The sequence below is a fragment of the Pseudomonas sp. RP-B7 genome, assembly GCF_059803535.1.
Map to the genome: position 1 here is coordinate 13,212 of NZ_JAPFHC010000024.1, position 19,924 is coordinate 33,135.

General features: G+C 62.4%; 13 protein-coding genes. 7 read left to right on the forward strand and 6 right to left on the reverse strand.

Annotation, left to right across the window (positions count from 1 at the left end):
- Window positions 1–65: 65 nt before the first annotated feature.
- Both OPU96_RS20260 and OPU96_RS20265 read left to right on the forward strand, forming a co-directional pair.
- Window positions 66–257, forward strand: coding sequence for a PLDc N-terminal domain-containing protein (locus OPU96_RS20260; RefSeq protein WP_003172956.1), 192 nt, complete (start codon window positions 66–68; stop codon window positions 255–257).
- Between the two features lie 357 nt (window positions 258–614).
- On the forward strand, window positions 615–2,702 hold the full coding sequence (locus tag OPU96_RS20265; RefSeq protein WP_498559556.1) for an LTA synthase family protein: 2,088 nt from the start codon (window positions 615–617) through the stop codon (window positions 2,700–2,702).
- Window positions 2,703–2,756: 54 nt separating this feature from the next.
- Here the strand turns inward: OPU96_RS20265 and OPU96_RS20270 are convergent, their stop codons facing one another.
- The gene (locus OPU96_RS20270; RefSeq protein WP_015885095.1) at window positions 2,757–2,909 is read right to left on the reverse strand and encodes a DUF3309 family protein; all 153 of its coding nucleotides are present in this window, start codon (window positions 2,907–2,909) and stop codon (window positions 2,757–2,759) included.
- A 299-nt stretch (window positions 2,910–3,208) separates the two neighbouring features.
- Between OPU96_RS20270 and OPU96_RS20275 the strand changes: the two genes are divergently transcribed.
- Window positions 3,209–4,024 carry an SDR family oxidoreductase gene (locus OPU96_RS20275; RefSeq protein WP_226455054.1) on the forward strand — a complete coding sequence of 272 codons (816 nt, stop codon included), beginning with the start codon at window positions 3,209–3,211 and terminating at the stop codon, window positions 4,022–4,024.
- Between the two features lie 252 nt (window positions 4,025–4,276).
- Window positions 4,277–4,474, forward strand: a complete 198-nt coding sequence (csrA, locus tag OPU96_RS20280; RefSeq protein WP_226455055.1) for a carbon storage regulator CsrA — start codon at window positions 4,277–4,279, stop codon at window positions 4,472–4,474.
- Between the two features lie 5 nt (window positions 4,475–4,479).
- Here csrA and OPU96_RS20285 read toward each other — a convergent pair whose 3' ends face one another.
- The 4 genes from OPU96_RS20285 to OPU96_RS20300 all read right to left on the reverse strand — a co-directional run bounded on the left by OPU96_RS20285 (window position 4,480) and on the right by OPU96_RS20300 (window position 9,609).
- Window positions 4,480–4,707 (reverse strand): YheU family protein, encoded by a 228-nt coding sequence (locus OPU96_RS20285; protein WP_003192759.1) that lies wholly within the window; start codon window positions 4,705–4,707, stop codon window positions 4,480–4,482.
- 59 nt (window positions 4,708–4,766) lie between these two features.
- On the reverse strand, window positions 4,767–5,951 hold the full coding sequence (locus OPU96_RS20290; RefSeq protein WP_192296913.1) for an osmoprotectant NAGGN system M42 family peptidase: 1,185 nt from the start codon (window positions 5,949–5,951) through the stop codon (window positions 4,767–4,769).
- A gap of 148 nt (window positions 5,952–6,099) precedes the next feature.
- On the reverse strand, window positions 6,100–7,833 hold the full coding sequence (gene ngg, locus OPU96_RS20295; protein WP_498559557.1) for an N-acetylglutaminylglutamine synthetase: 1,734 nt from the start codon (window positions 7,831–7,833) through the stop codon (window positions 6,100–6,102).
- A 3-nt stretch (window positions 7,834–7,836) separates the two neighbouring features.
- Complete coding sequence (locus OPU96_RS20300) at window positions 7,837–9,609, reverse strand: N-acetylglutaminylglutamine amidotransferase (RefSeq protein ID WP_498559558.1); 1,773 nt, start codon at window positions 9,607–9,609, stop codon at window positions 7,837–7,839.
- Between the two features lie 310 nt (window positions 9,610–9,919).
- On the opposite strand from OPU96_RS20300, the gene OPU96_RS20305 reads away from it, so the two are divergent.
- Entirely contained in the window at window positions 9,920–14,746 is a 4,827-nt protein-coding gene (locus OPU96_RS20305) for an NEL-type E3 ubiquitin ligase domain-containing protein (RefSeq protein WP_498559559.1), read from the forward strand.
- Here OPU96_RS20305 and mnmC read toward each other — a convergent pair whose 3' ends face one another.
- On the reverse strand, window positions 14,747–16,726 hold the full coding sequence (gene mnmC, locus OPU96_RS20310; RefSeq protein WP_498559560.1) for a bifunctional tRNA (5-methylaminomethyl-2-thiouridine)(34)-methyltransferase MnmC2/FAD-dependent 5-carboxymethylaminomethyl-2-thiouridine(34) oxidoreductase MnmC1: 1,980 nt from the start codon (window positions 16,724–16,726) through the stop codon (window positions 14,747–14,749).
- Between the two features lie 141 nt (window positions 16,727–16,867).
- On the opposite strand from mnmC, the gene pap reads away from it, so the two are divergent.
- Together pap and OPU96_RS20320 are read left to right on the forward strand one after the other, a co-directional pair.
- Entirely contained in the window at window positions 16,868–18,382 is a 1,515-nt protein-coding gene (pap, locus tag OPU96_RS20315; protein ID WP_226455060.1) for a polyphosphate:AMP phosphotransferase, read from the forward strand.
- Between the two features lie 299 nt (window positions 18,383–18,681).
- Entirely contained in the window at window positions 18,682–19,866 is a 1,185-nt protein-coding gene (locus OPU96_RS20320; protein ID WP_498559561.1) for a thiolase family protein, read from the forward strand.
- Window positions 19,867–19,924: the final 58 nt, after the last annotated feature.

A 19,924-nucleotide genomic window follows, 5' to 3' on the forward strand; every position in this document is an offset into this window, starting at 1 on the left:
AAAACGGAACCCCCGTCAGGGCTGACTATCCTACAAGTGCATGCCCTCACTTTAGGAGCGACACCATGGGTTCCACTTTTAATGGCTTGATCGGGCTGATCATCCTTGCGCTGGACATCTGGGCGATCATCAACGTGTTCAAAAGCGGCGCGAGCACCGGTGCCAAAGTGCTGTGGATTCTGTTGATCCTGTTGTTGCCGGTACTGGGCTTGATCATCTGGGCCATCGCCGGGCCACGGGGCAACGTGCGCATCTGATCACTCAAAGGATCTAGAGCAAGCGCCGTCGATGTGGGGGCGGGCTTGCTCGCGAATGGGGTGTGCCAGTCAAAGCATCTGTGACTGACACGCCGTATCCGCGAGCAAGCCCGTTCCCACAATGGTTTCAGTACAGTCATGAGATTTGTGTATCGAAATATTCGCTACACACAATTTTCACATTCCATCCAAGACAATTCGCCAGATTTCCTTCCCGCCGGGGCTCTATCTCAAGTGCCGTCACGGTGGGGCAGGTGTGCGCGCTCAGTAATTAATAGCCTTGCTGCTGTTGATCGGGCACCATTCGCGCCACTGCATTATCCAGCCACTTAAACTTCCAATGGGTCCTAAAACGACATGGCAAACCCGGACGCCCTGAATCAGCAGCGAGCTTCAACTCGCCTGCTGCAACCGACCGTCAAATCCCATCTGGCGTACACGCTGCTCTGCGCACTGGTCATGATGGTGATGTTCTCGCTGCTGCGCCTGGCGCTGCTGGTGTACAACCGCGAGATGATCCTCGACACACCGGCCTCGACCTTCCTCGAAGCGTTCGGCAATGGCCTGCGCCTGGACATCCGCCTGGTGGTCTACCTGATCATCCCGCTGCTGCTGGCATTGTTCAGCGTACGGGCCATGGCCGCGCGCGGGTTCTTCCGGTTCTGGCTGACGGTGGCGTCGAGCATCGCGCTGTTCCTCGGCCTGATGGAAATGGACTTCTACCGCGAGTTCCACCAGCGCCTCAACGGCCTGGTCTTCCAGTACGTGAAGGAAGACCCGAAAACCGTGATGAGCATGCTCTGGTACGGTTTCCCGGTGGTGCGCTACCTGTTGGCCTGGGCCGTGGGCACGCTGATCCTGAGCATCGCCTTCAAAGGCGCCGACCGTGCGACACGCCCACGCGGCCCATTCAGCGGCGGCAGCATCGGCACCCGCCAGGTGGCGCCGTGGTACAGCCGCATCGCGGTGTTCGTGGTCTGCCTGTTGATCGCCGTTGTCGCCGCCCGCGGCACCCTGCGCCAGGGCCCGCCGCTGCGTTGGGGTGACGTGTACACCACCGACTCCAACTTCGCCAACCAACTGGGCCTCAACGGCACGTTGTCGCTGATCGCGGCGGCCAAGTCGCGCTTCTCCGAAGATCGTTCGAACATCTGGAAGGCCACCCTGGACCAGCCGCTGGCGACCCAGACCGTGCGCGACATGCTGGTACTGCCACAGGAAAAACTGGTGGATACCGACACCGCTGCCGTGCGCCGCGACTACACGCCACCGGCCGAGAAGACACTGCCGATCAAGAACGTGGTCGTGATCCTGATGGAAAGCTTCGCCGGTCACTCGGTGGGCGCCCTGGGCCGTCCGGGCAACATCACGCCGTACTTCGACAAACTGTCCAAGGAAGGCCTGCTGTTCGACCGTTTCTTCTCCAACGGCACCCACACCCACCAGGGTATGTTTGCCACCATGGCCTGCTTCCCGAACCTGCCGGGCTTCGAATACCTGATGCAGACCCCGGAAGGCAGCCACAAGCTGTCGGGCCTGCCGCAGCTGCTCAGCGCGCGCAAGTTTGACGACGTGTATGTCTACAACGGCGATTTCGCCTGGGACAACCAGTCGGGTTTCTTCAGCAACCAGGGCATGACCAACTTCATCGGCCGTAACGACTTCGTCGACCCGGTGTTCTCCGACCCGACGTGGGGTGTGTCCGACCAGGACATGTTCAACCGTGGCCTGGAAGAGTTGAAAGCCCGTGAAGGCGGCAAGCCGTTCTATGCCCTGCTGCAAACCCTGTCCAACCACACGCCGTACGCATTGCCGACCCCATTGCCGGTCGAGAAGGTCACCGACCGTGGCAGCCTCAACGAGCATTTGACGGCCATGCGCTACTCCGACTGGGCCCTGGGCCAGTTCTTCGAGAAGGCCCGCAAAGAGCCGTACTTCAAGGAAACCCTGTTCGTCATCGTGGGCGACCACGGCTTCGGCAACGAACAGCAGATCACCGAGATGGACCTGGGCCGCTTCAACGTGCCGATGCTGATGATCGCACCGGGCGTGCAGGAAAAGTTCGGCGAGCGTGACCACACCGTGGGCACCCAGATCGACATCGTGCCGACCATCATGGGCCGCCTGGGTGGCGACACCCTGCACCAGTGCTGGGGCCGTGACCTGCTGAACCTGCCGGAAGGCGACAAGGGCTTCGGCGTGATCAAGCCTTCGGGCAGCGATCAGACCGTGGCCCTGGTCACCGCAGACCGCATCCTGGTACTGCCCAAGGAAATGCCACCGAAGCTGTGGGAATACGAACTGGGCGCCGAGCCGACTGGTAAAGTGATTCCCGATTCGCCGGACGAGGCCGCACTCAAGCAGAAACTTGAGTCGTTCCTGCAGACCGCCACCAAGAGCCTGTTGGATAACACCGCTGGCGTCGTGGATGGCAAACCGGACTAACTAACCGGCAATAAAAAAGAGGCCCTCTAGAGGGCCTCTTTTTTTGCCTGGTGTTTATATCCGGCCGAGTAACAACAGCACCAGCAACACTACCAGGACGACGCCGAGGATACCCGACGGGCCATAACCCCAATTGCGGGAGTGCGGGAATACCGGCAGGCCGCCGACCAGCAGGAGGATCAGGATGATGATCAGAATAAGGCTCATGGGTTACTTCCTTCTGGTTATTGAGCGATAGGCTTGCACGTTTAATTGCAGGCGCCTTAACAACTCCGACTGTGTTGTTGTGCGGAAAATTCCAAGTTTTTTTAAAGCTTTTTGCAAACTTGCTTATTTCTTTTAAAGCATCGACTTAGTTGAAAAAGATTGAACTTACCCCTGCGTCAATGCTCCGACCCGGCCGTGGGTTTGCCTGGGGCATTCATCAATCTGATGGTGCGTGGGTGCAGGAATAACCTTCGCTACACTGCCGATCACTTCTTCCGTGAACCACAAGGCTACTTCCTATGCAAAATCGCATGATGATCACTGGCGCCGGGTCCGGCTTGGGTCGTGAAATCGCTCTGCGCTGGGCTCGCGAGGGCTGGCAGCTGGCCTTGTCGGATGTCAGCGAACCGGGCTTGCAGGAAACCCTCAAGCTGGTGCGCGAGGCGGGTGGCGACGGCTTCGTGCAACGCTGCGACGTGCGCGACTACAGCCAGCTCACCGCGTTTGCCCAGGCTTGCGAAGTCAAGCTCGGCGGCATCGATGTGATCGTCAACAATGCCGGTGTGGCCTCGGGCGGGTTCTTCGCCGAACTGTCCCTGGAGGACTGGGACTGGCAGATCGCAATCAACCTGATGGGCGTGGTCAAGGGCTGCAAGGCGTTCCTGCCGCTGCTGGAAAAGAGCCAGGGCCGCATCATCAATATCGCTTCGATGGCCGCGCTGATGCAGGGCCCGGCCATGAGCAACTACAACGTGGCCAAGGCCGGTGTGGTGGCGTTGTCGGAAAGCCTGCTGGTGGAGCTCAAGCAACAGAACGTCGGGGTGCATGTGGTGTGCCCGTCGTTCTTCCAGACCAACCTGTTGGACTCGTTCCGTGGCCCGACCCCGGCGATGAAGGCCCAGGTAGGCAAACTGCTCGAAAGCTCGCCGATTTCGGCGGCGGATATTGCCGATTACATCTACCAGCGTGTGGCTGAAGGCGAATTCATGATCTTGCCCCACGAACAGGGGCGGATGGCCTGGGCGTTGAAGCAGAAGAACCCGCAGTTGCTGTATGACGAAATGACCACCATGGCCGACAAGATGCGCGCCAAGGCGCAAGCCACCAAAGCTTGAGCGCAGCCCTGGTGTAAATGTGGAGCGGGCTTGTGTGGGAGCGGGCTTGCTCGCGAAAGTGGAGTGTCAGTCACTGAATGTGTAGCCGATATACCGCATTCGTGAGCAAGCCCGTTCCCACATTTTTAGCCGTAGTCTGTCAGGTAAATTACCTGTTGATGTAGGCCTCGCCTGATTTTGCCGCAAGCCATTGCTGCACTCCCTTGCAAGCGCGCATGGTCAAGGTCCTGTCACTCTCAAAGGGCAACCGCCATGCTGGTACTAAGCCGCGCTGTAGGCGAAATCATCTCCATCGGCGATGACATCGCCTTGCACATCGTCGAGTTGAATGGCTCACAGGTGAAATTCGGCGTCCAGGCGCCGGTGGGGGTCAATGTGCATCGTGCCGAGGTGTATCAGAAAATCCTCGAACGCCAAGCCACAGAAACCCCCGCCGTTACCAACCCATAACCTTCTCAGTCGAACAGATGCTTGGGCACGTCGTGCTTGAGCATCAACTGACATTGCTCGCTTTCCGGGTCGAACACGATCAGCGCCTGGCCTTTGGTCAGCGCTTGGCGCACGCGTAATACGCGGGTTTCCAGGGGCGTGTCGTCGCCATTGTCGGTGCCGTCACGGGTGACGAAATCTTCGATGAGGCGGGTCAGGGTGTCGACTTCAAGTGCGTCGTAGGGAATCAGCATACAAGCCTCGGCTGGAGAATCCCGGCGATGCTACTGCGCCGGGACCCAGGTTGCCAGTCTCAGGATTTCTGACCGACCAGGCTGTCCACCGACGGTACCCGCGTGTCGCTCTCCATTTGCGTTTCATGTTCCAGCTGGTGACTGAACCGATCCAGTGAACCCTGGGCCGGTTGCGCGTCGCTGGCGAACACCGGCGGGCTGAGGATGTATGCGCCCAGCAGGCGACTCAACGCCGCCAGGCTGTCGATATGGGTGCGTTCGTAGCCGTGGGTCGCATCGCAACCAAACGCCAACAGGGCGGTGCGGATGTCGTGGCCGGCGGTCACGGCCGAGTGCGCATCACTGAAGTAGTAGCGGAACAGGTCGCGGCGTACCGGCAGATCGTTGTCCGCCGCCAGCCGCAGCAGGTGCCGCGACAGGTGATAGTCGTACGGCCCGCCGGAATCCTGCATCGCCACGCTGACCGCATGCTCGCTGGAATGCTGGCCGGGGGCGACGGGGGCAATGTCGATGCCGACAAACTCGCTGACATCCCAGGGCAGGGCGGCGGCCGCACCGCTGCCGGTCTCTTCGGTGATGGTGAACAGCGGGTGGCAGTCGATCAGCAACGGCTCGCCACTGTCGACGATGGCCTTGAGTGCGGCGAGCAGGGCGGCCACGCCGGCTTTGTCGTCGAGGTGGCGGGCGCTGATATGCCCGCTCTCGGTGAATTCGGGCAGCGGGTCGAAGGCCACGTAGTCGCCGACGCTGATGCCCAGGGAATCACAATCGGCACGGGTGGCGCAGTAGGCGTCGAGGCGCAACTCCACGTGGTCCCAGCTCACCGGCATTTCATCTACGGCGGTGTTGAACGCATGCCCGGAGGCCATCAACGGCAACACGCTGCCACGGATCACGCCGTTGTCGGTGAACAGGCTCACACGGCTGCCTTCGGCAAAGCGGCTCGACCAGCAGCCTACTGGCGCGAGGGTCAGGCGCCCGTTGTCCTTGATCGCCCGCACGGCGGCGCCGATGGTGTCCAAATGCGCGGACACCGCGCGGTCGGGGCTGTTTTTCTGGCCCTTGAGGGTGGCACGGATCGTGCCGCGCCGGGTCATTTCGAACGGGATACCCAACTCTTCCAGGCGCTCGGCGACGTAGCGCACGATGGTGTCGGTGAACCCGGTGGGGCTGGGGATGGCGAGCATTTCCAGCAGGACTTTTTGCAGGTAGTTCAGGTCCGGCTCGGGGATGGTTCGGCTCATAAAGACTCCTCTGTGCTTATGGTCAGGTGGTGCTTGTGCCAGTGCCTTCGCGAGCACGCCCGCTCCCACAGGGGAATGCGGTGTAAATGTGGGAGCGGGCTTGCTCGCGAAGGCGCCAGGTCAGGCAATGCACCTCTCAAGCCGTCAGCTAACTGTGCGGAAACAACAAATCCACAAACCGCTCAGCCGTCGGTTGCGGTTCATGATTGGCCAGCCCGGCCCGTTCATTGGCTTCGATAAACACGTACTCGGGCTGGTCGGCGGCGGACACCATCAGGTCCAGGCCCACCATGGGGATGTCGAGGGCGCGCGCGGCACGCACGGCGGCGTCCACCAGCGTGGGGTGCAGGATTGCAGTGACGTCCTCCAGGCAACCGCCGGTGTGCAGATTGGCGGTGCGGCGCACGGCCAGGGTCTGGCCGCGTGGCAGGATGCTGTTGTAGTCGTAGCCGGCGGCGTGCAGGGTGCGTTCGGTTTCGGCGTCCATGGGGATTTTGCTTTCGCCGTCCGTGGCGGCCTGGCGGCGACGGCTTTGCGCTTCGATCAACGCACCGATGCTGTGATGCCCATCGCCGGTCACTTCAGCCGGGCGACGGATCGCGGCGGCGACCACTTCAAAGCCGATCACCAGGATGCGCAGGTCCAAGCCCTCGTGAAAGCTTTCCAGCAGCACGCGGCTGTCGAACCGCTGCGCCGCTTCGATCGCCTGCTGCACTTGCTCGATGGTCTGTAAATCCACCGCCACGCCTTGGCCCTGCTCGCCATCCAGCGGCTTGACCACGACGCGCAGATGTTCGTCGAGGAATTCCAGGTTGTCATCGGCGCTGCCCGCCAATTGTTGCGATGGCAGTTGCAGGCCGGCGGCCTTGAGCACCTTGTGGGTCAGGCTCTTGTCCTGGCACAGGGTCATGCTGATGGCGCTGGTCAAGTCGCTCAACGACTCGCGGCAACGTACGCGGCGACCGCCGTGGCTCAAGGTGAACAAGCCTGCATCGGCGTCATCCACCTGCACGTCGATGCCGCGTCGATGCGCCTCTTCGACAATGATCCGCGCATACGGATTGAACCCGGCCTGCGGACCAGGGCCGAGGAACAGCGGCTGGTTGATGCCGTTCTTGCGCTTGATCGCAAAGGTGGTCAGCGCGCGAAAGCCCAGTTTGGCGTAGAGGTTCTTGGCTTGGCGGTTGTCGTGCAGTACCGACAGGTCCAGGTAGCTCAGGCCACGGCTCATGAAATGCTCGACCAAGTGACGCACCAGCACTTCGCCGACGCCGGGGCGCGTGCAACGCGGGTCGACTGCCAGGCACCACAGGCTGGAGCCGTTCTCCGGGTCGTGAAACGCCTTCTGGTGATTGAGGCCCATCACGCTGCCGATCACCGCGCCGCTGTCTTCATCCTCAGCCAGCCAATACACCGGGCCACCTTGATGGCGCGGCGTCAGGCGGTTGGGGTCGATGGGCAACATGCCGCGCGCTTGGTATAACTGGTTGACCGCCTCCCAATCGGTGTCGCTCTGCACACGGCGGATGCGAAAGCCGCGAAACACACGGGTCGCCGGGCGATAGTCGGTGAACCACAGGCGCAGGGTGTCAGACGGGTCGAGGAACAGCTGCTGCGGATCGATGCCGAGGATCTGCTGGGGCGCGGCCACGTACAGGGCGATGTCCCGTTCGCCGGCCTGCTCATTGAGCAACTCCAGGGCCAGGCTCGACGGGTCGGCGAAGGTGTGCCCGATCAACAGGCGCCCCCAGCCGCAATGCACGGCGATGGGGTCAGGGCTCTGCGGGCTGCCATCTTCGGCCAGTCGGGCTTGCAGGCGCTCGTAGGATGGCGCCTGGCCCCTCAGTAGGCGTTGGTTGTAAGCCGCTGCATGAGGTTTCATCAATCAGATTCCTTGTTCGCTGAGCCACAGGTTCAGCGCCGCCAGTTGCCACAGCTTGGAGCCGCGCAACGGGGTCAGTTGGCCCTGCGGGTCGGTGAGCAGGCGGTCGAGCATGGCCGGGTTGAACAGGCCACGATCCTGGCTGGGGTCCAGCAGCAGGTCGCGTACCCAGTTCAGGGTGTCGCCTTGCAAATGCTTGAGGCCAGGGACGGGGAAGTAGCCTTTCTTGCGGTCGATGACCTCACTTGGAATCACTCGGCGCGCGGCTTCCTTCAGCACTTGCTTGCCGCCGTCGGGCAGCTTGAACTTGCCCGGCACACGGGCCGACAGCTCCACCAGGCGGTAGTCGAGGAACGGTGTACGGGCTTCCAGGCCCCAGGCCATGGTCATGTTGTCGACGCGTTTGACCGGGTCGTCCACCAGCATCACCGTGCTGTCCAGGCGCAACGCCTTGTCCACGGCGGCAGTCGCGCCGGGCATAGCGAAATGTTCGCGTACGAAGTCGCCGGCGGCGTCATTGGCGGTCAGCCATTGCGGTGCGACGGTGGCCGCATAGTCGTCGTAGCTGCGGTCGAAAAACGCCTCCCGATAAGCCGCGTAGGGGTCACTGGCGCCGTCCACCTGCGGATACCAGTGGTAACCGGCGAACAACTCGTCGGCGCCCTGGCCGCTTTGCACCACCTTGCAGTGCTTGGCCACTTCCCGCGACAGCAGGTAGAAGGCGATGCAGTCGTGGCTGACCATCGGCTCGCTCATGGCGCGGAACGCCGCCGGCAGTTGCTCGATGATCTCGCTTTCGGCGATGCGCAGTTGGTGGTGACGGGTGCCGTAGTGCTTGGCGATCAGGTCCGAATACTGGAATTCGTTGCCAGCCTCGCCGCCGGCGTCTTCAAAACCGATGGAGAAGGTCGACAAGTCCTTTACCCCGGCTTCACGCAGCAGGCCGACGAGCATGCTCGAGTCGACGCCACCGGAGAGCAGCACACCCACATCCACGGCGGCACGTTGGCGAATGGCCACGGCTTCGCGGGTGCTGTCGAGGACGCGGTCGGTCCAGTCTTGCAGCGTCAGGTTTTGCTCATCGCTGTGTGGGCCGTAGGGCAAGGTCCACCAGACTTTCTGTTCGGTGGTGCCGTTGGCATGGATGCGCATCCAGCTCGCCGGCGGCAGTTTTTCAATGCCCGCCAGCAAGGTGCGCGGCGCCGGGACCACGGCGTGGAAGTTCAGGTAGTGGTTGAGCGCTACCGGATCGAGGATCGGGTTGATGTCGCCACCTTTGAGCAGCGCTGGCAGCGCCGAGGCAAAGCGCAGGCGCTGGCCGGTGCGCGACAGGTACAGCGGCTTCACGCCGAGACGGTCACGGGCGATAAACAGGCGCTGGGTGTCGCGCTCCCAGATGGCGAAGGCAAACATGCCGTTGAGCTTGGGCAGCAGCGCCTCGCCCCAGGCGTGATAGCCCTTGAGCAGCACTTCGGTGTCGCCGCCGGAATAGAAGGCGTAGCCCAAGGCTTCCAGCTCTTCACGCAGTTCCGGGAAATTGTAGATGGCGCCATTGAAGGCCAGGGACAGGCCCAAGTGGGCGTCGACCATCGGTTGGGCCGAGCCGTCCGACAGGTCCATGATTTTCAGGCGTCGGTGGCCCAGGGCAATCGGCCCCTGAGCGTGGAAGCCCCAGGCGTCGGGGCCACGGGGGGCCAGGTGATGGGTGATGCGTTCTATCGCTGCCAGGTCGGCAGGTTGTTGATCAAAACGTAGCTCGCCAGCTAATCCGCACATAAATTCCTTACCGGTTTTTCCGTTGGGGAGGGGGAAACACTCAATACGCCCGGAGGGCGCGTACCCAGAAACTGACACGGGGCTATGGTGGGAGTTTTAGATCAATAAGTTATAAGTCTGCTGGCCTGGTCCGCGCTTGTATGCCCCTCGGCGCTGCGCGGCCCGTAAGGCAGGGGTGTTACATACCGCCAGGATGCATTGGGATTGCCGCTCGTTTGGCGGGCTGACCACGTCGATATTCGAATGCGTTTTTTGCTGCCGCGCGCTTAGGGTGAGCACTCAGTTAGCAGTGCGACAAGGACGCCTACCCATGACGGAGAAACGCGATTTGAGTGCAGTCACGGAACCTGTGACTGAAGATGAACTGTTGGCAGTCGTGTTGGACATGACCGGTGACCTGGACAAGGCACGGGTGCTGCGCAGCACCCTGCCGCCGTGGTTGGTGGAAGCCAGGCCCGCCACCCTGGCTGCCCTTGAGCAAGCCCATCGCGACAGCCAGCAACCGCGACGCCAACTCAAGGCGCTCCTGCAGCGCGTGCAGCCCCTGGATGAGTTCTGTGCCGAGCGGTTGCATACCTTTCTGCTGAGCAAAGGCGTGGAGCAGGTGGATGTAAAGCAGGATCGCCTGGAGCTGCCAAGACGTAGCCTGACAGGCGTTACCCCCGACCTGGGTGGCGCGTTGATCGAAACCACCACCTGGGAAAAACGCAGCCTGGTGCAAGCCGCCATGCAGAACTTCGACGCCGCCCGGGCCAGAAGGGGCGGCATGTCGCCGCGGGCGGTGATCCGTTCAGCCGCCACGGGCAAGCCAATACCGGACCTCACGGTGCAACAGTTCGTCGAGTACTGTCGCGAACTGGACCTGGGGGGGGCCTACCAACGCCATCTGTGCGACGTCTTTGGCTTGCCACAACCGACGGATCCACTGCAAAACAGTGGCTTGAGCTACAACACGGCGGCCACGCATATTGGCCAATCGAAGAACCTCGACATGCAGATCGACCTGCACATTGCCTGCGCCAAGGAGCATGTCAGCGCGGCGTTGGGCGAGCGCATGCTCAAGTTGATCAAGGCCGACCGCCCCGCCAGTGAGCTGGCGTACCTGACCCCACTGGAAAAACCCCTGATATGGCAAGGCCTGAACATCGATAGCACCTGCCTGTGGAGCGTGTTGGTGGTGTGTGACGACGACCCCGGCAAGCTCGGGGGCGGGGCGTTCCTGGTGTACATGCCCAATGAGCCCTTCAGGCCCTGGTATGAGTACGAATCCCTGGAGGACTTCCGGCTTTACCTCACGTTGAAGTTGCAGGTGGCCAGTTATCGCGAGGTTTTCCAGCAGTACCTGGATGAAAACGACCGCCTGGGCTTCTTTGAGCGTTTCGACGTGAACAAACGTCTGGGGCGGTTGGAGCCCGTACCGACGACCAGTGAATTTTCGGCGTTCTTTTTCCATGCCTACACCGGAAAAATCCAGCGCGATGCCCTTGCCCTGGCAGTGCCGACGTTGCAGGTCGACCAGGACGCTGACGAGGCTCGCTGGCAAGGCTACCTGGAGGCGGGCCTGAATATCTTGAACGTTGCAGCCTTGATGGTGCCGGTGCTGGGCCAACTGATGAGCGGCGTGGCCATCGGGCAACTGTTGGGCGAGGTGTTCGACGGTGTCGAGGACTGGCTGGATGACGACAGTACCGAGGCCTTGCGGCATCTGGTCAACATCGCAGAAAGCCTGGCGGCCATGGTGGCGTTCGCGGCGGGGGGGCGAATAGTCGGTGCGTTGAAACCGCGCGAACCCTCGACGGATTTCTTCAATAAGGTCGAGGCCATTACCCGCACGGACGCGCGTCCGGGTTTATGGCGCCCGCGCCTGGCGCCCTACCGGCAAGCGCCCGCCAAGGATGCGCGCTGGGTTACCAACAGTAAGGGCCTGTATCAGTCAAAAGGGCAGTCGTGGATCAAGATCGACGGGGCGCTGTATTCGATCGGCTTCGACCCCGGCATTGGCCACTGGCGGATCAACCATCCGCTGCGCCCTACGGCCTACCGTCCGCCGCTGTATCACAATTATCGTGGTGGCTGGCAGCACGCTTTCGAACGCCCGGAGCACTGGCAGGACTTGCGCTACAGCTTGAAGCGTCTCGATCCCAGCCTTGAAGAGATCAATGGCGAGCAGTTGGACACCATTGCCGGCATCACGGATATGACCATCCCCGAAGCGCGGCGCCTGGCCCGGGGGCATGAAGCGCTGCCGGAGCGCTTCCAGGATTGTGTGGTGCGGGTCAAGCAGCATCAGAAAGTCGTCGACCTGATCAGCCAGCTGCAACGAGGTGAGTCGCCCTCGGTCGACACTGCGCGCACCCAGTTGCTGGCGATTCCGATGATGCCGGGTTGGCCCAAAGGGCGCTTTTTCGAAGTGTTGGATGATGAGGAGTATTTGCTGGAGCGCCATCCGGACCTTGAGCCTTTCGATTACGAAGACCTGAGCATCCATATCACCCAGCACGAGCTTAAGGAGGGCCGGGTGATGCAGACCGTACTGCAGGCGTTGAACGATGAAGAACGTCATGCGCTGCTCGGTGAGAGTATCCCGCGGGACCAGGCGCAGCCGGTGTTGGAGCGGCGTTTGCTGGAAACTCTCAAGGCGCATCACCAGGTGCTGACGCACAAACTCTATCTGGATCAGGAGGGCGTGGCCGAGGGCGAGTTGCAGTCTCTGAAAGAGGCACATCCCAGGCTCTCCAACCGCTTGGCCAGGGAAGTGCTGATCGAATCTCCGGACGTCCAGCGCCAGCGTTTGCGCAAGACCGGCCGTGTGCCGTTGGGTATGGCCGAGCGCGCGCACGGCGCGCTTGAGCGAATGCACGAGGATCGCGCCCTGACCGGTCTGTACCTGCCGGAGCAGGCGCTGCCCGACACCCGTCGCATTGCCCTCGGGGCAGCGCAGGACTTGGCGGGGTGGCCACGGGACCTGTCAGTGCAACTTCGCCGGCAAAGCGTGCGCGGCGAGGTGATGGCCCGGGTGGGGAGCCCCTCGGCCACTGTCCAACGCACGTTGGTGGAGACTGAGGAGGGGGTCCAGGCGTTCGATGAGGTGGGTCGGCCGCTGTCAGGCCGAGCCGATGGCCCTTATGGGTTCTACCAGGCCTTGGTGGATGCATTGCCCGCGCGCCATCGCACAAGCATGAACCTGATGGGCGAGTCGGCGCCCCAGCAGTTGCTCAGTCGCATACGCTCGAGCACCCAGAGTCAACGCAGACGGGTAGCGGCCTACCTGCGTTCCGACTGGGCTGCGGTCGAGCCCGACCCACTCCCCTGTTTCCAGGCGGCGCCGCCAGGCCTGTCAGAGGCCGAGCCGGCATTGATGCGCAAGCTGAGGAAACTCTATCCCCTGGAGGATGACCACAAGCTGACCAACATTATTCAGGACGCGGGCGTTGATCATCTCGGGCGGGCCAAGTTCGTGGAGGCGCTGGAGCAGCAGTTCGACGCGTTGCACCGAGCCTTGAAAATCTGGCGCAGTGACCGTTCTGCGGAAAACCCTGAGGTTACATCACACAGGGACTACCGCTTGAGCCGCCATCAGGTGGCCAAGGCCATTGAGCACGGCTGGAAGCGCATGACGAGCCTGCTCGATCATAACGCCAGGAAAGTGCCGGGCCTGTCGCTGGACGGTATGCTGCATGACCCCTTGCCGACGTTGCCGCCGCAAGTCAGCTTTGATGGGGTGCGGCTGTTGTCCCTTGGCAAAATGGGCCTGGACGATAGGGTGGCCTACTTTCTCAAACACTTCAAAAACCTGATGTCCCTGAACCTGGCGGACAACCAGGTCAAGCGGATTCCCCAAGTGCTGGCGCAGATGCCGCAGCTGGAGTACCTGTGCATGGCCAACAACGGCCTGCAACTGAATGAATACTCGCGTGCCACACTGGCCGGGCTGCGCAGCCTGCAAGTGTTGAACCTGAACAACAACCCGCTGCTGGACCCGCCCGACGTCAGTCAGCTGTTCGTGCTGCGCGAGTTGATGCTGCGCAATTGTCGTCTCACGGAGTTCCCCAAGGGCGTTGCCCGCCTGCCGTATCTGGAAACCCTCGACCTTAGGGAAAACGATATCAGTGTATTGCCCGCCTGGTTGTTCGAGGCGCCGCGCAGCTATGCCCAGACGATCAATCTGCGGCATAACCCTCTGGATGTGCGCAGTCAGCAGTTACTGCGCAACTACCGCAGTGCCCATGGTGTGGGCATGGGGTTTCTGGAGGACGACCTCGCTCGCCTGACGGAACAGAGGGCACGCGACCTGTGGCTGTCGGATGAGCGGGTGGCCGGCTACACCGAAAAGGACCAGACCTGGGCGGGGTTGAGGGACGAGCCGGGCTCGGACGGTTTGTTCACCCTGCTCGCCGAACTGGGCGGTACGGCGGATGCTGCTCAGGTCCGCGAAGACATGGATCGGCGCGTCTGGCGCGTACTCGAGGCCACCGGCAAAGACGCCGAGTTGCGCGAGGAAATCTTCGAGCGCGCCGCAACCCCTCTCAATTGCGATGATGCCGCGGCAGTCAATTTCAGCAGCCTGGAGGTGCTGGTGGAAATTCGCGAGGCCGCCCGGCTGGCGGCAACCGGGCGCCTGACCGCCACGCCGCTGTTGAAGTTGGCCAAAGGATTGTTTCGTCTCGACCAGCTTGAGCGGCTGGCCCATAACCACAGCCTCGAACATCCCTTGGTCGACCCGTTGGAAGTCAGCCTGGCGTTCCGCACAGGCCTGGTTGAACGGTTCCATCTGCCTGGGCAGCCACGGCATATGCGCTTTGCCAGCCTTGGCGGGGTGACCGCCGCCAATCTGGAGGAGGCGGAAAGCCGGGTCAGGGCTGCCGAACTCTCGCCAAAGCTAATGAAGTACCTGGTGGAACTACCGTTCTGGACGCAGTACCTCAAGCGCACGCATGCGGCCAGGTTCGAGGGCTTGAACGAGCCCTTTGATGGACGGCTGCAAGCGGTGTTCGACCAAAGCCTTACGCTGGACGACGCCAGTTACCGCGAGCAGATGAACATCATTCTTCGGGAGCAGGAGAAGGCCGAGAAAACCGAACTGGAGCGCTTGACCCTGGACGCCTTGAAGCAAGGCGAACTGAAGGGGTGCATCTAGTCAGGCCTTGTTCGCGTTGCTGCGCACCAGCCCGCGCACGGCAAACCGATTGGGGTGGCAGGCGTCCGCCACGCTGCGGGGCACCGGCAAGGGTTCGTCATCGAGCCAGGCCGCGAGCAGCTCGGCAGACAGTGGTGCGGTGATCAGGCCACGGGAGCCGTGGCCGCTGTTGACATACAAACCGTCGAGCCAAGGGCAGGGTGTGTCCGGAACACTGCGTGCGTCCTTGCGCAATACTGCGTAGGCCTGGTTGAACGCCATGCTGTCGGCCAGCGGCCCGACAATCGGCAAGTAATCCGGGCTGGTGCAGCGGAACGCAGCGCGGCCTTGCAATACGCTGGGGTCGAGCGTGTCGGCGTGCAGGCGCTGGGCCAGATCGGTGGAGATGTCGTACAGCATCGTCAGGTTGCCGGCGTGGTCGGCAGCCGTGGGGGTGAGGTCTTCGTTCTTGAAGTCGAAGCTGGCCCCCAGGGTGTGTTCGCCCAGGCGCGGCGGGGCGACGTAACCTTCGGCACACACCACGGTGCTCAGGGCCTGGCTCTCGGCAGTCTGTGGCAGACGCGTGATCTGCCCGCGAATGCGCTTGAGGGGCAGGTCAGCGAAACGCTGGACCTCGGCGGCGCCGGCCAGGACCACCACGGGGGCGCTGGCCAGCAGGTGTTCACCGTCCCAGGCTTGCCAGTGATCGTCGACGCGGCGCAGGTCGAGCACATGGGTGTGGGGCAGCACCGTAATGCCGGTTTGGCTGGCTTGCCATTCGCACAGCGCGGGGGGATGTACCCAACCGCCTTCAGGGAAAAACAGCCCGCCGTGTTCCAGCGCAATACCGGCTCTGGCTTGCGCCTGGTCGCGGTCAAGCAGGTGCAACAGGTCTGGCGCGAAGGCTTGCGCAAGCTGTGCCTGGCGCTGGGCTTCCTTGGTGTCGAAGGCCAGTTGCAATACACCGCAGCCGTCCCAGTCCACGCCGCGATGCAAGTGCTCCAGCAGGCGGCGCGTGTGGCCGAAACCGGCGACGATCATTTGCGACAACGCGGTGCCATGGGCCGAGAGCTTGAGGTAAAGCACGCCCTGGGGGTTGCCCGAGGCTTCCTGGGCGAGGGTGGCATGCCGCTCTAGCAGGCTCACTTGCCAACCCCGCGCTGCCAGGCTGGCGGCCGTGGCGCAACCGGCCAGGCCGCCGCCGATGACCAGGGCCTTGCGTTCGCCTTCCACGGGCACAGGGCGGGCGAACCAGGGTTTGGCGCGGGTGGGCAGCGGGGCTGTTTCGGGCCAGCCGAGAAACTCGCCGCGCAGGATCTCCCACTTATGGCCGATGCCCGGCGTGCGCTTCATCTTGAACCCGGCGGCGTTGATCAGTCGTCGCACCCAGCCGGTGCTGGTGAAGGTGCTGATGGTCGAGCCCGGCGCGGCCAGGCGTGCCAGTTCGGCAAACAGCTCGGCGGTCCACATCTCGGGGTTTTTCGCTGGTGCGAAGCCGTCGAGAAACCATGCATCGACCTGCGCATCCAGTTGCGGCAATTGCTCCAGTACGTCGCCGATCAACAGGGTCAGGGTCACGCGGCCGTTGTCCAGCACCAGGCGCTGGAAACCCTGGTGGATGGCGACGTACTGCTGGAGCAGTTGCTCGGCGAATGGCTGCAACTCAGGCCAGAGGGCGAGGGCACGTTGCAGGTCGGCGTGGCTCAGCGGGTATTTTTCCACGCTGACAAAATGCAGCCGCGCCCCGGCCACCGCGTGCTGTTCGAACAGCTGCCAGGCGCACAGGAAATTCAGGCCCGTGCCGAAGCCGGTTTCGCCAATCACCAACCGCCCACCCACCGGCAAGGCCGCAAAGCGTTCCTGCAAGCGGTTCTGTTCGAGGAACACATAGCGGGTTTCTTCAAGGCCCGACTGGTCGGAGAAGTACACGTCGTCGAAGACCCGCGAGTGCGGGCGACCTTGTTCGTCCCAGTCGAGCTGGGCGTGGGTGATGGGGTTCATGGGCGGCTCGGTAAACACAAGGCCGTCATTCTAGCCGATCAATGGGGAATGAATTGACCCACGGCAAGCGCCGGTGGAATTTCCTCCCGCGTGTTGCTGCCCAATCCGCTAGTCTTGAGCCATCTTGAAACGGAGCTGCCCATGTTCGAATCCGCCGAAATCGGTCACGCCATCGACAAAGACACCTACGACGCCGAAGTGCCCGCCCTGCGCGAAGCCTTGTTGGAGGTGCAGTACGAGCTGCAACAGCAAAAGCGCTTCCCGGTGATCATCCTGATCAACGGCATCGAAGGCGCCGGCAAGGGCGAGACGGTCAAGCTGCTGAATGAATGGATGGACCCACGCCTGATCGAGGTGCGCACCTTCGACCAGCAGACCGATGAAGAACTGGCCCGCCCACCGGCCTGGCGCTACTGGCGACAGTTGCCGGCCAAGGGGCGCATGGGCGTGTTCTTTGGCAACTGGTACAGCCAGATGCTGCAAGGCCGGGTGCACGGGCAGATCAAGGACGCCCGCCTGGACCAGGCCATCGCCGGCGCCGAACGCCTGGAAAAGATGCTCTGCGATGAAGGCGCGCTGATCTTCAAGTTCTGGTTCCACCTCTCCAAGAAGCAGATGAAGGCACGGCTCAAGGCCCTGGCCGACGACCCGCTGCACAGCTGGCGCATCAGCCCGCTGGACTGGCAGCAGTCCGAGACCTACGACAAGTTCGTGCACTTTGGCGAGCGCGTGCTGCGCCGCACCAGCCGCGACTATGCGCCGTGGCATGTGATCGAAGGTGTCGACGCCAATTACCGCAGCCTCACCGTGGGCAAGCTGCTGCTCGAAGGCATCCAGAACGCCCTGAAACTGCCCAAGGGCAAGGCCAGCGGCATGAACCCGGCGCCGTTGATTGCGTCGGTGGACAAGAAAAGCCTGCTCGACAGCCTCGACCTGAGCCAGCGCCTGGAAAAGGACGATTACGAAGAACAGCTGATCACCGAGCAGGCGCGGCTGTCCGGCCTGATGCGCGACAAACGCATGCGCAAGCACGCGCTGGTCACGGTGTTTGAAGGCAACGATGCGGCAGGCAAGGGCGGGGCGATCCGCCGTGTCGCGGCCGCGCTCGACCCGCGCCAGTACCACATCGTGCCGATCGCCGCGCCGAGTGAAGACGAACGCGCCCAACCGTACCTGTGGCGCTTCTGGCAGAAGATCCCGGCGCGCGGCATGTTCACCGTGTTCGATCGCTCGTGGTACGGCCGCGTGCTGGTGGAGCGTATTGAAGGCTTCTGCACCTCCGCCGACTGGATGCGCGCCTATGGCGAAATCAATGACTTCGAAGAGCAACTGCGCGACGCGGGGGTGATCGTGGTCAAGTTCTGGCTGGCGATCGACAAGGACACTCAGTTGGAGCGCTTCCAGGCCCGCGAGGAAATCCCGTTCAAGCGCTTCAAGATCACCGAAGACGACTGGCGCAACCGGGACAAATGGGATGACTACCGTGGGGCCGTCGGCGATATGGTCGACCGTACCAGCACTGAAGTCTCGCCCTGGACGCTGGTGGAGGCCAACGACAAACGCTGGGCGCGGGTCAAGGTGCTGCGCACCATCAACCTGGCGCTGGAGGAGGCGTTTGCCAAGTCCGACAAGCACGCCAAAAAGAAACACAAATAACCGACTCGTGATGGATTCCCGCCTCGCCTGTTGTAGTGAGCGGGCTTGCCCCGCGCTGGGGGGCGAAGCCGCCCCAAACCCAGGCACCTCGGTCTTCCTGATACACCGCGGCGGATCGATTTGGGGCGGCTTCGCCCCCCGGCGCGGGGCAAGCCCGCTCACTACGGGGATGGCGGTTCAGCAGGGGATGATTTTTGTCCCCATGCTTTTGCATACGCCGGGTGAATGATCGTCGCGGTTGGAATCAGCTGGATCTATGCTCGATCCATCTCCCAACAATGACAAGATCGAGGTAGCCCATGCGTGAAGTAGTGATCGTCGACAGCGTGCGAACCGGCCTGGCCAAATCCTTTCGCGGCAAGTTCAACCAGACCCGCCCCGATGACATGGCGGCCCATTGCGTCAACGCGCTGCTCAGCCGCAACGGCATCGACCCGGCCGCCGTGGAAGATTGCATCGTTGGCGCGGGTTCCAACGAGGGCGCCCAGGGCTACAACATCGGGCGCAACGTGGCGGTATTGTCGCAACTGGGCACCGGCACGGCGGGGATGACCCTCAACCGTTTCTGCTCGTCGGGCTTGCAGGCGATTGCGATTGCGGCCAACCAGATTGCTTCGGGGTGCAGCGACATCATCGTTGCCGGTGGAGTCGAGTCCATCAGCCTGACCATGAAAAGCGTCAACACCGACAACCTGATCAACCCGCTGCTCAAAGAGCAGGTGCCGGGCATCTATTTCCCCATGGGCCAGACCGCCGAGATCGTCGCCCGCCGCTACAACGTCAGCCGTGAAGAGCAGGACCTGTACGCCCTGCAAAGCCAGCAGCGTACGGCCCAGGCCCAGGCCGATGGTTTGTTCAACGATGAGATCGTGCCGATGGCGGTCAAGTACAAGGTCGAGGACAAGAACTCCGGTGCGGTGCAGATCCTCGACGGTGTGGTCGACCGCGACGATTGCAACCGCCCCGATACCTCCTTGGCCAGCCTGCAAGGCTTGAAGCCGGTGTTTGCCGACGACGGTTCGGTGACGGCGGGTAACTCGTCGCAGTTGTCCGACGGTGCGTCGATGACCCTGGTGATGAGCCTGGAAAAAGCCCTGGAGCTGGGGCTCAAGCCCAAGGCGTTTTTCCGTGGTTTTGCCGTGGCCGGTTGTGAGCCGGACGAAATGGGCATCGGCCCGGTGTTCTCGGTGCCCAAGTTGCTCAAGGCCAAGGGTTTGCAGGTGGCGGACATTGATCTGTGGGAGTTGAACGAAGCGTTTGCGTCCCAGTGCCTGTATGCGCGCAATCGTCTGGAGATCGACAATGCCAGGTACAACGTCAATGGCGGTTCGATCTCCATCGGGCATCCGTTCGGCATGACCGGTTCGCGGCAGGTGGGGCATCTGGTGCGTGAGTTGCAGCGGCGCAACCTGCGCTACGGCATTGTCACCATGTGTGTGGGCGGCGGCATGGGGGCCACCGGCCTGTTCGAAGCCGTACGCTAAGGCTACTGAAGAAACCGGATCAAATTGTGGGAGCGGGCTTGCTCGCGAATGCGGTGTG

Coding starts and splice junctions, on each gene's coding strand:
- OPU96_RS20290 (WP_192296913.1), bottom strand. CDS start 5,951: ATGAGCCGAACCATCCCCGAGCCGGACCTGAACTACCTGCAAAAAGTC.
- OPU96_RS20320 (WP_498559561.1), top strand. CDS start 18,682: ATGCGTGAAGTAGTGATCGTCGACAGCGTGCGAACCGGCCTGGCCAAA.
- OPU96_RS20275 (WP_226455054.1), top strand. CDS start 3,209: ATGCAAAATCGCATGATGATCACTGGCGCCGGGTCCGGCTTGGGTCGT.
- pap (WP_226455060.1), top strand. CDS start 16,868: ATGTTCGAATCCGCCGAAATCGGTCACGCCATCGACAAAGACACCTAC.
- OPU96_RS20300 (WP_498559558.1), bottom strand. CDS start 9,609: ATGTGCGGATTAGCTGGCGAGCTACGTTTTGATCAACAACCTGCCGAC.
- mnmC (WP_498559560.1), bottom strand. CDS start 16,726: ATGAACCCCATCACCCACGCCCAGCTCGACTGGGACGAACAAGGTCGC.
- OPU96_RS20265 (WP_498559556.1), top strand. CDS start 615: ATGGCAAACCCGGACGCCCTGAATCAGCAGCGAGCTTCAACTCGCCTG.
- OPU96_RS20285 (WP_003192759.1), bottom strand. CDS start 4,707: ATGCTGATTCCCTACGACGCACTTGAAGTCGACACCCTGACCCGCCTC.
- ngg (WP_498559557.1), bottom strand. CDS start 7,833: ATGAAACCTCATGCAGCGGCTTACAACCAACGCCTACTGAGGGGCCAG.
- OPU96_RS20260 (WP_003172956.1), top strand. CDS start 66: ATGGGTTCCACTTTTAATGGCTTGATCGGGCTGATCATCCTTGCGCTG.
- OPU96_RS20270 (WP_015885095.1), bottom strand. CDS start 2,909: ATGAGCCTTATTCTGATCATCATCCTGATCCTCCTGCTGGTCGGCGGC.
- OPU96_RS20305 (WP_498559559.1), top strand. CDS start 9,920: ATGACGGAGAAACGCGATTTGAGTGCAGTCACGGAACCTGTGACTGAA.
- csrA (WP_226455055.1), top strand. CDS start 4,277: ATGCTGGTACTAAGCCGCGCTGTAGGCGAAATCATCTCCATCGGCGAT.